At 71.9% G+C, this 13,711-nt stretch carries 11 protein-coding genes; 5 read left to right on the top strand and 6 right to left on the bottom strand.

Annotation, left to right across the window (positions count from 1 at the left end):
- The first annotated feature begins 180 nt into the window (after positions 1-180).
- The gene (locus ACK8GG_RS13335) at positions 181-1,374 is read left to right on the top strand and encodes a DUF3103 family protein (RefSeq protein ID WP_440356436.1); all 1,194 of its coding nucleotides are present in this window, start codon (positions 181-183) and stop codon (positions 1,372-1,374) included.
- A gap of 70 nt (positions 1,375-1,444) precedes the next feature.
- Here ACK8GG_RS13335 and ACK8GG_RS13330 read toward each other — a convergent pair whose 3' ends face one another.
- Positions 1,445-2,557 carry a TFIIB-type zinc ribbon-containing protein gene (locus ACK8GG_RS13330; protein ID WP_440356435.1) on the bottom strand — a complete coding sequence of 371 codons (1,113 nt, stop codon included), beginning with the start codon at positions 2,555-2,557 and terminating at the stop codon, positions 1,445-1,447.
- Between the two features lie 61 nt (positions 2,558-2,618).
- Positions 2,619-3,758 carry an SPFH domain-containing protein gene (locus ACK8GG_RS13325; protein WP_440356434.1) on the bottom strand — a complete coding sequence of 380 codons (1,140 nt, stop codon included), beginning with the start codon at positions 3,756-3,758 and terminating at the stop codon, positions 2,619-2,621.
- A 183-nt stretch (positions 3,759-3,941) separates the two neighbouring features.
- On the opposite strand from ACK8GG_RS13325, the gene ACK8GG_RS13320 reads away from it, so the two are divergent.
- Positions 3,942-4,580, top strand: coding sequence for a DNA-3-methyladenine glycosylase (locus ACK8GG_RS13320; RefSeq protein WP_440356592.1), 639 nt, complete (start codon positions 3,942-3,944; stop codon positions 4,578-4,580).
- A gap of 48 nt (positions 4,581-4,628) precedes the next feature.
- On the opposite strand, the gene ACK8GG_RS13315 is transcribed toward ACK8GG_RS13320, so the two are convergent.
- Genes ACK8GG_RS13315 through ACK8GG_RS13305 form a run of 3 tightly spaced genes read right to left on the bottom strand, consistent with a single transcriptional unit; the run spans position 4,629 to position 9,060 of the window.
- Positions 4,629-5,525: a universal stress protein gene (locus tag ACK8GG_RS13315; RefSeq protein ID WP_440353866.1), complete on the bottom strand. Its 897-nt coding sequence runs from the start codon at positions 5,523-5,525 to the stop codon at positions 4,629-4,631.
- A gap of 44 nt (positions 5,526-5,569) precedes the next feature.
- Positions 5,570-6,463, bottom strand: coding sequence for a universal stress protein (locus ACK8GG_RS13310; RefSeq protein WP_440353867.1), 894 nt, complete (start codon positions 6,461-6,463; stop codon positions 5,570-5,572).
- Positions 6,460-9,060: a cation-translocating P-type ATPase gene (locus ACK8GG_RS13305; protein ID WP_440356433.1), complete on the bottom strand. Its 2,601-nt coding sequence runs from the start codon at positions 9,058-9,060 to the stop codon at positions 6,460-6,462. The genes ACK8GG_RS13310 and ACK8GG_RS13305 overlap by 4 nt, the downstream gene beginning before the upstream one ends.
- 246 nt (positions 9,061-9,306) lie before the next feature.
- Here ACK8GG_RS13305 and ACK8GG_RS13300 point away from each other — a divergent pair, with 246 nt between their 5' ends.
- Entirely contained in the window at positions 9,307-9,786 is a 480-nt protein-coding gene (locus ACK8GG_RS13300; RefSeq protein WP_440356432.1) for a GNAT family N-acetyltransferase, read from the top strand.
- Positions 9,787-9,945: 159 nt separating this feature from the next.
- Entirely contained in the window at positions 9,946-11,289 is a 1,344-nt protein-coding gene (locus ACK8GG_RS13295; protein ID WP_440353870.1) for a hemolysin family protein, read from the top strand.
- 46 nt (positions 11,290-11,335) lie between these two features.
- Here ACK8GG_RS13295 and ACK8GG_RS13290 read toward each other — a convergent pair whose 3' ends face one another.
- A complete protein-coding gene (locus tag ACK8GG_RS13290) occupies positions 11,336-11,716 on the bottom strand; it encodes a PaaI family thioesterase (protein WP_440351950.1) in 381 nt (126 codons plus the stop codon).
- A 124-nt stretch (positions 11,717-11,840) separates the two neighbouring features.
- On the opposite strand from ACK8GG_RS13290, the gene tyrS reads away from it, so the two are divergent.
- Positions 11,841-13,130 carry a tyrosine--tRNA ligase gene (gene tyrS, locus ACK8GG_RS13285; protein WP_440356431.1) on the top strand — a complete coding sequence of 430 codons (1,290 nt, stop codon included), beginning with the start codon at positions 11,841-11,843 and terminating at the stop codon, positions 13,128-13,130.
- Positions 13,131-13,711 lie beyond the last annotated feature (581 nt).

Genomic DNA, 13,711 nt, shown 5'->3' with positions numbered 1-13,711 from the left:
ATCGTTTCGGAGGCGCTAGCAGAGCGCAATCCCTTGTCGCACAACAACTTCAGGAATTCATGAGATAGATATCGAATGATTGACAACATCAACTTTGGGGCGGTAGAAGTTCCCTCGTCACCCCCGAACGCCAGGGCCGGCAACCAGGCCGGCCCTCGCCGTATCCGCGAGGAGAACCCTGTGTCACACCGTGTCCCCCGGACCGCCCTGCTGAGCACAGCGGCGGTCACGGCCGCCCTGCTCGCTCTGACGGCGGTTCCCGCCCAGGCCGCGCCCGCCGGCGGCCAGCCCTTCGCCGCTCCGGTGGGAGGACAGCCCTTCGCGGCGGCCGAGGCCGGCCAGCCCTTCGCCGCCGGCCCGACGGTGTACGACATCACCGACACCCTCGCCCGGGACCTGGCGGCCACGGTCACGCCCCTGGCCGCCCGGGTCGCCGCCGACGCCGACCAGACCCTCGACCTGAGCGCCGCCGTCGCCGGCAAGGGGCTCGGCAAGCGGGTGGCGCAGGCCGACGAGGCGGTGCTGCGGGCCAAGGGGCTCGAGGACGCCGACTCCGCGCTGCTGCAGGTGCGGCTGGCCCACCCGGACATGCTGCCGGCGTTGCGCGCCGGGAAGGCGCCGCTGATCGCCGCGACTCCCACCGACGACACCGCCGCCGACCTGGTCGCCTACGACCGCGCCGGCGCTCGCGTCGTGCTCGACGTCGCGACCGTGCCGGCGCGGCCGGTGCTGATGATCGAGGTGGACACCGCGCAGGCGCTCACGCTCGGCGCGGAGGTGCTGCGCAGCGAACTCGCCGCCGCCGGCGTCACCTCGGCGACCACCGCCGACGGAGCGCCCGCCGTGGCCGCCGCGGGCGACCAGATGCAGGTCGCCTCGACCGGGTACTGGGCCACCAAGGTCACCTCGGTGCAGGTCGCGGACATCAAGGAGCCCTTCTTCAAGGGCAACGCCGAGATCTTCAACATCGTCGGCGGCTACGACCTCAACGGTGACCCCAAGGTCGACATCGTCGAGATGCCGTACCTGGACAAGGCCGCCACCACGTACTACCCGAACCAGCTCCTGGTCCACTTCAAGGCGTACAAGTGGAACCTCGCCGACGTGGTGATGATGGAGGACGACGGGGACACCAACTACAAGTCGCTGGCCATCGCGCTGGTCACCGCGCTGCTGACCGTTATCGACGGCGGCGCCGCCTTCACCCCGCTGGTCACCGCGATCATCGACGCGATGCCGAACAAGTGGTGGACCGACGACCCGGACTACGTCGACTCCTGGTACACCCTGTCGACCAAGAGCACCGGACGGCTCAACGGCGCGGCCGGCAACGCCTGGATGACGGTCCAGCCGTACTGGGTCGCCGCGCTCTGATCCGGCCCGGGAAACGCACGGGGGCCGCAGCCGTGACCCGGCCGCGGCCCCCGTCGCCCGGGGATGGCCCTCAGCCGCCCTGGGACTTGAGGTAGAGCACCGCCACGAGCCCGAGCGCCACCAGGCCGGCCAGGATCGCCAGAGCGATCTTGATCTTGCTGTACGGCCGCTCGCCGACAACCTTGCCGGTCCGCCCGTTCACCATGATCTGGTACGTCTTGCCCGCGTAGATGTAGCAGGCGATCCAGACCGGCAGCAGCATCAGCTTGAACATGATGTCGGCGTACTGCGTCTGCACCGACAGCACCCGCTGCTCGTCGCCGCCGATGTCGGCCTCGCAGTCCTTCTCGATCACCTTCGCCATCCGGGCCTTGGCATCGGTCAGCCCGGCCTCCGGCTCGACGTCATAGCGCAGCGTCTGGTAGCCGGCGAGGAAGTCCTGCTGGTACGGCGCGGCCCGCTCCAACGGCCAGGGGGCGAGCGCGTCCAGGTTGGCCGGGCTCACCTGATGCGTACCCGGGACCAGCACGTCGTCGAAGTCGCGCTGCACCCGGCCGCTGGCCGGATACCAGCGGGTCTTGCGGACCTGACGGGTACGGGTCTCGCTCTTTCCGTCCACCTCGACGGTGTACGTCTCGGTCTCCCAGTAGTACTCGCCCCGCTGGCCGACGTAGTCCGACCGGGTCCGGCTGTCATACGTCCAGTGCGGCAGGTACGTCCCCTTGACCGATTCGGCCTCGCTGACCTTCTTCAGGCCCGACGGGGCGAACCAGCGGGAGTTCACCCAGCTCTTCAGCGAGGTGCGCACACCGTTGCGGTCAACCTGGAAGGGGAGCACCGCCTCGGGGATGATCTGCTCCAGCGCCGCGGTGTCGACCACCATCGGCGCGGCACAGAACTGGCAGCTCTCCGAGATCGCGTTGCTCTGAGTCTGCGCGCCGCAGCGGTGACAGACGTAGACGTGCGCGGCGAGCGTCGCCACCGGCTTGCGGGGCAGCGCGACCAGCTGGTCGTACGAGTGCTCGCGCACCGCCCGCTGCGGGGCTTCGGTCTGCTGCTGGAAGCCGCAGTACGGGCAGGTCAGCGCGGTCGTGCCGGGGGTGAACTCCAGGCGGGCGCCGCAGCCGCCGCAGGGGAATGGGCGGGACGCCGTGGGTTCGGTGGTCCCGATCGGGTCGGTCAACCCGGGCTCCTTTGTACGGATCGAATCTGTACGGATCGAAGAAATGGGGCGGGGAAGACGGTCACTGCGGGGGCAGCGGCGGCGGGGCCGCGGCGAGCAGCGCCGCGATCTCCGGGACCTGGGCGGCCGGCACCCAGCCGGCCATGCCCGTCTTCCAGACCAGCGTCTCGGCGGTCAGCCCGCCGCCGGAGACCTGGGCGGCCAGCGCCGCGGCGTCGAACGGGCCCTGCTGCTGCCCGTTGACGCCGATGAACCACTCGGCGGCCGTCGGCAGCGGCGGCGGCGCGGCGGCAGCGGCGGCCGGGGTCGGCGCGGCGGCCGGCGCGACCGGCGTCGGCTGCGCGGCGTTGCCGGCCAGGGTCGCGGCCATCTGCTGCCCGGCGGCCAGCCCGAGACCCAGCGACATGCCCTCGCTCGCACCGCCGGGGTTGGCGGCGGCCTGCTCCAGGGCGTTCGCCGCCTGGAACTGGGTGTACTGGTTCATGTTGCCCAGGATCCCCATCGAGCTGCGCTTGTCGAGCGCCTTCTCGACCTCCGGCGGCAGCGAGATGTTCTCGATCACGAACCGGGGGATGGCGATGCCGACCTCGGCCAGTTCGGTGGTGAGCAGCCCGGCGAGCTTGATGCTCAGGTCGTGCTGGTGCATCGCCAGGTCCAGCATCGGCACCCCGGCGCCGGCGAGCACCGGCCCGAGCCGGCCGACGACCACCTGGCGCAGGTAGTCCTGCACCTCCTCGGTGCGGAACTGCGGGTCGGTGCCGACGAGTTCGCGCAGCAGCTTCACCGGGTCGGTCACCTGCACGGCGAACGCGCCGAAGGCGCGCACCCGGACCATGCCGAACTCCGCGTCCCGCAGCGTGATCGGGTTCTGGGTGCCCCACTTCATGTCCGTGAAGCGGCGGGTGTTGACGAAGTACACCTCGGCCTTGAAGGGCGACTGGAAGCCGTACTTCCAGCCCTTCAGCGTCGAGAGGATCGGCATGTTCTTCGTCTGCAGCTCGTACGTCCCCGGGGGGAAGACGTCCGCGATCTGCCCCTCGTTGACGAAGACCGCCGTCTGCGACTCGCGGACGATCAGTTTCGCCCCCATCTTGATCTCGTTGCCGTGCCGCGGGAAGCGCCACACGATCGTGTCCCGACTGTCGTCGAGGAACTCGATGATGTCGATCAGCTCGCCGCGAAGTTTGTCCATGAATCCCATGGGGGGCATCCCTTTCCCTGTTCAGCAGCCGGTCTGCCAGACCAACCGTGGCAGACGCTAACAGGGGCAGTCCACTGCGCGGCCCGTCGAATGCACGACCTCCGCCGACCTACTGGAGCGCTGGTCAGACCATTCGGCTACCTTCCGCCAGGGGGCATCGTGACGAACAACGGGCGGGAGACGGTGGAAACCGGCGACACCGAGAGCAATGACGCATACCGGGCGCAGTTGGCCCGTACGCTCGCCGGCCCGGTGCTGCCGGCCGCCCGCGCGCTGCTCGGCTGCGAACTGACCGCCAACGGTGTCACCGTGCGCCTGACCGAGGTCGAGGCGTACGCGGGCACCGCCGGCGATCCGGCCTCGCACGCCCACCGTGGCCGCACCCCTCGCAACAGCGTGATGTTCGGCCCGGCAGGCCACGCCTACGTCTACTTCACGTATGGCATGCACTGGTGCATGAACGTCGTCACCGGCCCGGACGGCGAGGCCTCGGCGGTGCTGCTGCGCGCCGGCGAGGTGGTCGCCGGCGTCGAGACCGCGCGCGCCCGGCGTACGGCGGTTCGCCGCGACGTGGACCTGGCCCGCGGTCCGGCCCGCCTCTGCGCGGCGCTGGGCCTGGACCGCACCGTCTACGGCCGCTACCTGCTCGGGGACGGCCCGGTGCGGCTGCGGCCGCCGGTACGCCCGGTGCCGGAGCAGGCGATCTCGGCCGGGCCGAGGGTGGGCGTGACGGCGGCGCACGACGTGGCATGGCGCTTCTGGATCGCCGGCGATCCGACGGTCAGCGACTACCGCCGCCACACTCCACGCCGCCGGAGCTGACCCCCGCCGGCGCCGGGTGTGGACCGGTGGGCCCACACCCGGCGGGCCCTACTCCTGGTCGGGGAGCGTGCCGTGCGCGACCAGCACCGGGCAGTGGGCGTGCTGCACCAGCGCCTGGCTGATCGAGCCGAGCAGCATCCCCACGAACCCGCCGTGACCGCGTGAGCCCACCACGGCCAGGGCGGCGCCGCGGGTGGCTTCGACCAGATCCTGCGCCGGGTTGGCGCCGGCCACGACATGCTCCTCGATGGTCAGCTCCGGGTGGTCGTGCCGCACCACCGCGGCCGCCTCCCGCAGCACCCCGGTCGCGTTGTCGCGCAGCGCCACCTCGTACTCCTGGAGTCCCTCCGGCGGGAAGCTCAGCATCGGCGAGGTGTTGATGGCGTACGCGTTGACCAGCCGCAGCACCCCACCCCGGCGCATCGCCTCCTGTGCGCCGTGGGCCACCGCCAGCCGCGAGTGAGTGGAACCGTCGACGCCGACGAGCACCGGGCCGTCGTAGGGCAGTTCCTCGCCCTCGGCCGGCCGGACCACGAACACCGGGCAGCGGCTGTGCCCGGCGACCTGGGTGCTCACCGAGCCCAGCAGCAGCCCCTTGAACCCGCCGACTCCCCGGGTGCCGACCACCAGCAGCCCGGCCCGGCGGGACTCGTCGATCAGGCTCGCGGCGGGCCCTCCCGCCACCTGCCGGGTCTCGACCTCCAGACCGGGCCACCGGGACCGCAGCTGCTCTGCGGCGGACTCCAGCATCTCCACCGCCGCCCTGGTCGGCGCCGGCACCCCCAGGTCGTACGGGTTGATGCCCACCCCGTAGCCGAGTGGGTGCAGGTAACCGTGCACCAGGTGCAGCGGGCGACCCCGCTGGTCGGCGATCCGTGCGGCGTACCCGGCGGCGGCGTAGCTGGTCGGGGAGCCGTCCACGCCGACGACGACGGGGCTGTTCATGGTTGTTCCTCCACGTTGGTGGCCGACAGGGGGCAGGGGGAGAGCTACTGCGGCTGCTCGCTCTGGTGGTGGCGCAGGATCGCTACCGGGCAGTGCGCCTTGTGCAGCACGGTGTTGCTCACCGAGCCGAGCAGCATGCCGGTGAGGCCGCCGCGGCCCCGGGCGCCGACCACGAGCAGCTGGGCCTGCTTGGAGGCCTCGATCAGCGCGCGGGGCGCGGCCGCGCGCGCGAGCTGCTGGGTGACGCGTACGTCCGGGTAGCGCTCGCGCCAGCCGGCCATGGCCTCGGCCAGCACCCGCTCCTCCTCGGCGCGCAGCGCGTCGACGTCGTAGACCAGGGGGAGCATGTCGCCGGGGCCGACGGGGGTCGGGTTGAGCCAGGCGTGCACGGCGATGACCTCGGCGTCGCGGTGGTCGGCCTCGGCCATCGCGAAGCCGATGGCCAGATTCGACAGTTCGGAGCCGTCGACGCCGACAACGATCGGACCCTCGGTGCGCAGCTCGCCGCGGACCACCAGCACCGGGCAGGTGGCGTGGGCGGCGACCTGGGCCGAGGTGGAGCCCAGCAGCAGGCCGGCGAAGCCGCCGAGCCCCCGGTTGCCGAGGACGATCAGGCCCGCCTCGTGCGCCTCCTGCAGCATCACCGGCGTGGGCGCGCCATCGACGACAGCGCCGGTGACCTCGATGTCGCCGGCGACCTTGCGGGCCTCCTCGACAGCCTCGGCGACCACCCGTTCGGCCTGGTTGCGCAGCCCGCCCTCGGGCGGCCCGGCCGAGCTGGGGCCCAGCGGCGTGCGCATCATCGGCCAGATGAAGGCGTGTACGACCCGCAGCGGCCGCCGCCGCACGGTGGCCTCCCGGGCGGCCAGCCGGACCGCCTCCAAGCTGCACGCCGAACCGTCGACGCCGACCACGACCGGGGCACTGGTGTTCCTCATCGTCCTGCTCCTTCTCTCGGCCTCATCCTCGCAGAGGCCCCTTCATTGTGATCACCCGTGCGGACGCGTGCGGCGAGTCGCAGCGCCACGCCGGGGACCAGGCTGATCACCGCGCAGCCGAGCAGGTCCAGCCAGCTGAGCGCGTCGGTGCCGAGTAGTTCGCGCAGCGGCTCCACCAGCACCCCGGCGATCTGCAGCAGCGCGGAGAGCGCCACCGCCACGAGCAGACCGGGGTTGCTGATCCGTACGCCAGGGGGCTTGGGCGCCCGGACGGCCAGGGCCACCCCGAGCTGCGCCAGGCCCAGCACCACGAAGACCACCGACTGCCAGGGCCGGTCGAAGTACTGGGCGAGCACGCCCGCCCCGAGCGCGGTGGCGGCGATCAGCGCACCGGTGATCAGGATCCGGCGCCAGAGACCGGCCCCGAGGACCGACTCCTGGGAGGAGCGCGGCGGCAGCTGCATGGTGTGCGGCTCGGCCGGTTCGGCGCCGAGCGCCACCCCGGGCAGGCCGTGGGTGAGCAGGTTGATCCAGAGGATCTGGGCCGGCAGCAGCGGCACCGCCATGCCGAAGAGCGGACCGAGCAGCATCACGGCGATCTCCGCGAGGCCGCCGGAGAGGGCGTAGCGCAGGAACCGGCGGATGTTCTCGTAGATGCGCCGGCCCTCGCCGATGGCGACCGCCACGGTGGCGAGGTTGTCGTCGACCAGGACCAGATCGGCGGCCTGCCGGGCGACCTCCGTGCCGCCGCCCATCGCCACCCCGATGTCGGCCTTGCGCAACGCCGGTGCGTCGTTGACCCCGTCGCCGGTCATCGCCACCACGTGTCCGCGCTCCTGCAGCGCGGCGATGATGTCCAGCTTCTGGGCGGGCTGGGTGCGGGCGAAGACGTGCGATCCGGTGATCTCCTCCGCCGTCAGGCCGCCGTTGTCGCCCCGCGCGACGTGGTCACCCTCGGTCCAGATGCCGAGCCGTCCGCCGATGGCCGCCGCGGTGGCGGGATGGTCGCCGGTGATGAGCATGAACCGCACTCCCGCGGTCTCGAATCCCTCGGCGGTCTGCCGGGCGCCGCCGCGCAGCGGGTCGCCGATGCCGACCAGTCCCACCGGGCGCAACCCGCTCGGATGCGCCGGATCGGGAGGGGAGTCCACCACGGCGCTCGCCACCGCCAGCAGCCGCAACCCCTCACCGGCGAGCCGGTGCGCGGCGGCGAGCAGCTGCTCGAGCTCCTGCGGTGTGGCCTGCACCAGAGGCGCAGCCAGGATGCTCTCCGGCGCACCCTTGCAGACCACCAGATAGCGGTCCTCGGGTGTGCGGTGCACGGTCACCATCCGCCGGGTGTCCTGGTCGAAGGGCTGCTCGTCGACGCGGGGCCACTGCGCGCGTACCGGCTGCGGGTCGAGACCACAGCGGGCGGCGAACGCGACCAGGGCCGCCTCCAGCGGGTCGCCGGCCCCCATCCAGTCGGGCCGCTCGGGCGTCGGCGGCAGCAGCGCGGCGTCGTTGCAGAGCAGCCCGGCCAGGGCGAGGTCCCGCAGTTGTCCGGGCGTCTCGGCCAGGACCTGGCCGTCCCGGTGCACGGTGCCCGCCGGCTCGTAGCCGGTGCCGGTGACGGTGAAGGTGACGGCGTCGGGCAGCACCGCCTCCTGCACGGCCATCCGCCCCTCGGTGAGGGTGCCGGTCTTGTCCGAGGCGATGACGCTGACCGAGCCGAGGGTCTCCACGGCGTGCAGGCGCCGCGGGATCGCCCGGGACGCCGCCATCCGCCGGGCGCCCAGCGCCAGCGCCAGGGTCACCACCGCCGGCAGCGACTCCGGTACGGCCGCCACCACCAGGCTCACCGCGGTGATCGCCATCTGGACGACGGGCCGGCCGGCGGCCAGCCCGAGCACGAACACCACCGCGGAGAGCGCCACGGCGGTCAACCCGAGCACCCGCCCCAGCCCGGCCAGGCGGCGTTGCAGCGGGGTGGCGCTCGGCCGGGTGGCCCGGACGAGTTCGGTGATCTGGCCCAGGGCGCTCGCCGCACCCGTACGGATGACGGTGCCACTGGCCCGGCCCGTGGTGACGACCGTGCCGGCCGGGATCTCGTCGCCGCTACCGTGCCCGACCGGCACCGATTCGCCGGTCAGGGCGGACTCGTCGAGCTGGAACCGGCTGGCGTGCTCCAGCCGCAGATCGGCCGGGACGACGTCGCCGGCTTCCAGTTTCACCACGTCGTCGCGGACCAGGTCGGCGGCGGGCACCACCTGGTCGGCGCCGTCGCGGACCACCCGCGCGGTGGGGGCGGCGAGCTGGTCCAGTGCGGCGATGGCCCGGTCGGCGCGTACCTCCTGGACCACGCCGATGACGGTGTTCACCGCGACGACCAGCAGGATGACCACGGTGTCGGGGTAGTCGCGCAGCAGCGCCGTCACCACCGCCGCCGCCAGCAGCAGCGCGATCAGCGGGTCGGCCAGCTGACGCAGGACCCGGCCGGCGAGCCCGCGTTGGGCGGGTGCGGCGACAGTGTTCGGGCCCTCCAGGCGCAGCCGGTCGGCGGCCTCGCTCCCGGTCAGCCCGAGCGGGGCCGGCGCCGTGCGGCTCTCAGCAGACATCCCCGGCTCCGTCCCGCCCGCCGTTCCCGCTCACCCGTCGCCTCCGTCCGGCCGCCGGGGACGGCTGCCCCGCCGCCCGTACCCACAGTCTGCGCTGTCGTGACGGTACGGACAGGGGCGTTTGCGCCGAACCGAACGGGACCATGGGCCTGTTTCGGCGCAGCCGGCCGGAATCAGGGTGTCCGGACCCGTGGCTTGCGCCTCGGGTGCCGCCTTTTGTCACCGGCGGGCGATACGGTGTCCGCCATGTCGAGTGAGGTGCAGATCAGACCCGTGCAGGCAGTGGATCTGCGCGCCTTCTTCGCGCACCAGCTCGACCCCGAGGCGAACTGGATGGCAGCCTTCACGGCGCCGGACCCCACCGACAGCACGGCTTTCGCCCAGCACTGGGCACGGGTGCTCGGCAACACCGAGAACCTCGTCCGGGCCGTCGTGGCACAGGACACGGTGGTCGGCAACGTCTCCGTCTTCCCGTACGACGGGATGCTCGAGGTCAGCTACTGGATCGGCCGGCCGTACTGGGGCCGCGGGTACGCCACCGCAGCCCTGAGCGAGCTGCTGCGGGAGGTGACCGTGCGCCCGCTGCGGGCGCGCGCCGTCAAGGACAACCTCGGCTCGCTGCGGGTGCTGGCCAAGTGCGGCTTCGTCGTCTGCGGCGAGGACAGCGGGTACGCCGCCGCGCGCGGCGCCGAGGTGGGCGAGTACGTCCTGGAACTGCACGCCTGATCGTCGTCCGCACCCCGGCCGACAGGTGGTCGTGCGCCGGTTCGTGGCGCTGCGGGTGATTCACCGTGCTCCCCGCGGGGCAATGACGCCCTGCGGGGCGATGACGCGCTCGGGTCGCCCGCTGAAGGCCACACGAGCATCGGTGAGGGAGACCACGGCGTGCAGAGTTACTGGTCCCAGCTGGCACTGGTCGGGCTGCTGGTGGTTCTCAACGCGGTATTCGCCGGCAGCGAGATGGCGCTGGTCTCGCTGCGGCAGAGCCAGATAACCCAGCTGGCCCGTGGTGGACGCTCCGGCCGGGTGCTGGCCCGGCTCGCCACCGACCCGAACCGCTTCCTGGCGACCATTCAGATCGGCATCACCCTCGCCGGTTTCCTCGCCTCCGCGGCGGCCGCGGTCTCCCTGGCCCGGCCGCTCGTGCCGCTGCTCGGCTTCCTCGGCGGCGCCGCCGAGCCGCTGGCCGTGGTCGCCGTGACGGCGGTGCTGACCTTCGTGACGCTGGTCTTCGGCGAGCTCGCCCCCAAGCGCATCGCGATGCAGCACCCGGAGCGCTGGGCGCTGCTGGTGGCCCGCCCACTGGACCTGCTGGCGAGCCTGTCGCGCCCGGTGGTCTGGGCATTGAGCGCCACCAGCGACCTGGTCGTCCGCCTCTTCGGGGTCGACCCCCGGCCGCAGCGCGAGGAGATCAGCCCCGACGAGCTGCGCGACATCGTCACCGGCCACGGCGGTCTCACCGCCGAACAACAAATGATCATCTCGGGTGCGGTGGAGATCGCCGAACGGCGGCTGCGGGCGGTCCTGGTGCCCCGGCTGGAGGTCTTCACCCTGGACAGCGGGACCACCGCGGAGGACGCCCGGCTGGTACTCGCCGCCTCCGGGCACTCCCGGGCCCCGGTGGTGCGCCACGGCGGCCTCGACGAGGCGGTCGGCGTCATCCACCTGCGCGACCTGGTGGGGGTGCCGCCGCAGCGGCCGGTCGACGAGTGCACCCATCCGGCGCTGCTGCTGCCCGACTCCTGTTCGGTGGTGGACGCGCTGCGCCAGTTCAAGGCCGAGCGCCAGCACATCGCCCTGGTCGTCGACGAGCGCGGCGCGGTGGTCGGGATCGTCACTCTCGAGGACGTGCTGGAGGAGATCGTCGGCGAGATCTACGACGAGGCCGACCGGGACGTGCACCGCGTACGCGAAGAGCCCGACGGCTCGCGGCTGCTGCCCGGCACTTTCGCGGTGCACAGCCTGACCACCCTCGGCGTCGAGGTGGTGCAGCGTCCAGAGGGCGACTACACCACCGTCGCCGGTCTGCTGCTGGCCTGCCTCGGGCACATCCCGGACGACGCCGGCGAGAGCGTCGTCATCGACGGCTGGGAGTTCGCGGTCGCGGCGGTCGACGGCGCGGCGATCTCCAAGGTCCGGCTGCGCCGCGCCGAGGCGGAGACCACCGCAGCGGAGTCCGACGCGCAGGAGACGCCCGACGAGGCGGCCCTGGACGCCGTCCACCGCTGAGCGGCGGCCGGGGCGCGGGGCTGTTCACCCCGTGAGGTTCTGCTGCCTACCTCGTGAGGTTCTGCAGCCGCACCTGACCGCGGGCCACGGGCCGCTGCTCGGCGTCGGTGATCTCGACGAGCCAGAGCTGCTGGCTGCGGCCGCGGTGGATCGGCGTGCCGACAGCGGTCAGCTCGCCCTCGCGTACGGCCCGCAGGAAGTCGGTCTGGTTGGAGACTCCGACGCAGGTGCCGCGGTCGGCGAACCAGAGGCCGGCACCGATGCTCGCGGCCGTCTCCACCACCGCGCAGTAGACGCCGCCGTGCTGGATGCCGAAGGGCTGGTGGTGCTTCGGCTCGCAGTCCCAGCGGATGACGACCCGGTCCGGTCCGACCTCTTCCAGCCGCAGCCCCAGCAGCTCGACCAGTCCGCCGCTCATGTTCGACATCTCCACCGTCGGCTCCTCCTCGTTCACCGCGGCCGCTCCGGCGCGCGGGTGCGGGCCAGCTTAACGGCGTGATCGCCGCTCAACCGGTTGTGGCCCGTCCTGGTGAATGGGGGAGAATGGCGGGGTGACCGAGAGCAACCGTACGCCCGCTGGCGGAGATTCACTCATCGACGACCTGCTCTGGCGGGGACTGATCCAGGACGCGACCGGACTCGACGAGCTGCGGGCGCTGCTCGGCCCGGAGCCGGCGACCTTCTACGTCGGGTTCGATCCGACCGCCCCGAGCCTGCACGTCGGTCACCTGATGCAGGTGACCACCGCCCGGCGGCTGCAACTGGCCGGTCACCGGCCGCTGCTGCTGGTCGGGGGCGCCACCGGGCAGATCGGGGACCCGAAGGAGAGCGCCGAACGCAGCCTCAACCCGCCGGAGGTCGTCGCCGGCTGGGTGGAGCGCATCCGCGAGCAGCTCGCGCCCTTCGTCTCGTACGAGGGTGACAGCGCCGCCCGGTTGGTCAACAACCTGGAGTGGGCCGGCGAGATGTCGGTCGTCGAGTTCCTGCGCGACGTCGGCAAGCACTTCCCGGTCAACAAGATGCTGGCCCGGGAGGTGGTCCGCGCCCGGCTGGAGAGCGGCATCAGCTTCACCGAGTTCAGCTACCAGCTGCTGCAGGCCAACGACTTCTTCGAGCTGCACCGCCGCTACGGCTGCCGGCTGCAGTTCGGCGGCTCGGACCAGTGGGGCAACATCACCGCCGGTGTCGACTACGTCCGGCGCCGGGGCGCGGGACCGGTCCAGGCCTTCACCACCCCGCTGGTGACCAAGGCCGACGGCGCCAAGATCGGCAAAACCGAGGGCGGCGCCGTCTGGCTCGACCCCGCGATGACCAGCCCGTACGCCTTCTACCAGTTCTGGGTCAACGCCGACGACCGGGACGTCACCCGGTACCTGCGGTACTTCAGCTTCCGCCCCCGGGCCGAGATCGAGGAGTTGGAGAAGGCAACCGCCGAGCAGCCGGCGGCCCGGCTCGCGCAGCGGGCGCTCGCCGAGGAGCTGACCACGTTGGTGCACGGCGCGGAGGAGACCCGGCAGGCGATCGCGGCCAGCCAGGCGCTCTTCGGTCGCGGCTCGCTCGAGGAGCTCTCCTCGTCGACGCTGCGGGCCGCGCTCGCCGAAGCCGGCCTGCTCCAGGTCACCGGTGAGCTGCCCGGTGTCGCCGGGCTGCTGAAGGAGTCCGGGCTGGTGGCGAGCATGAAGGAGGCCCGTCGCACGATCACCGAGGGCGGCGCCTACGTGAACAACGAGCGGGTCTCCGACGTCGACGCCCTGGTCGACCCGGCGCAGCTGCTGCACGGCCGGTTCCTCGTGCTGCGCCGCGGGAAGCGCTCCTTCGCCGGCGTTGAGCTGGCAAAATAACTGCAGGTCGATGATGTGACGGGGGACGCGCCCGGCGGATTTGACGATGCCTCCGCCGGGCGCGTAACTTTCTCTCTGCCAGCGCGGAACGGACGAAAACGGGGCGAAAGTCCTGAGGCCGGAACGCTGGACTACCGGAGCTTGCTTGGTGAGTTGTCATCGGGTGGGTGATGGACCTGGGTGGTGCCTGCCGGATGGGCTGCGAAAGCGGTCGATTTGGTGCGGCGAAGCCGACCGGGTAACGTGGAACGCCGGACAGGGAACCGGGCGAGCTTGCGGGAGACCGCGGCGGCCGGCCTGCCGAATCCCAAGATCGGATGCAGTGGTAACCTGCTGCACGAGATTGCGGGGCTGGACCGGTAGGAAGCGCTGAAAGTCGGAAAACACCGATTTGACGGGCGGAAAACGGGAAGGTAACGTAGTAAGAGTGCCCGGCGCGGGAACGCGGCGGGGATGCGAACGAATTACCCCTGGTGGGGCCGGCTGAAATGGCTGGTTGTGTCGGGTGTGTGGTTGTTCTTTGAGAACTCAACAGGGTGCTAGATAAGCCAGTGCCAATTATGATTTATACCCGGGCCTGG

The sequence above is a fragment of the Melissospora conviva genome (genome assembly GCF_049523535.1).
Taxonomy (GTDB): Bacteria; Actinomycetota; Actinomycetes; order Mycobacteriales; family Micromonosporaceae; genus Melissospora; species Melissospora conviva.
The sequence above is the reverse complement of the archived record's forward strand: the minus strand, read 5'-3'. Positions and strand labels throughout refer to the sequence as shown.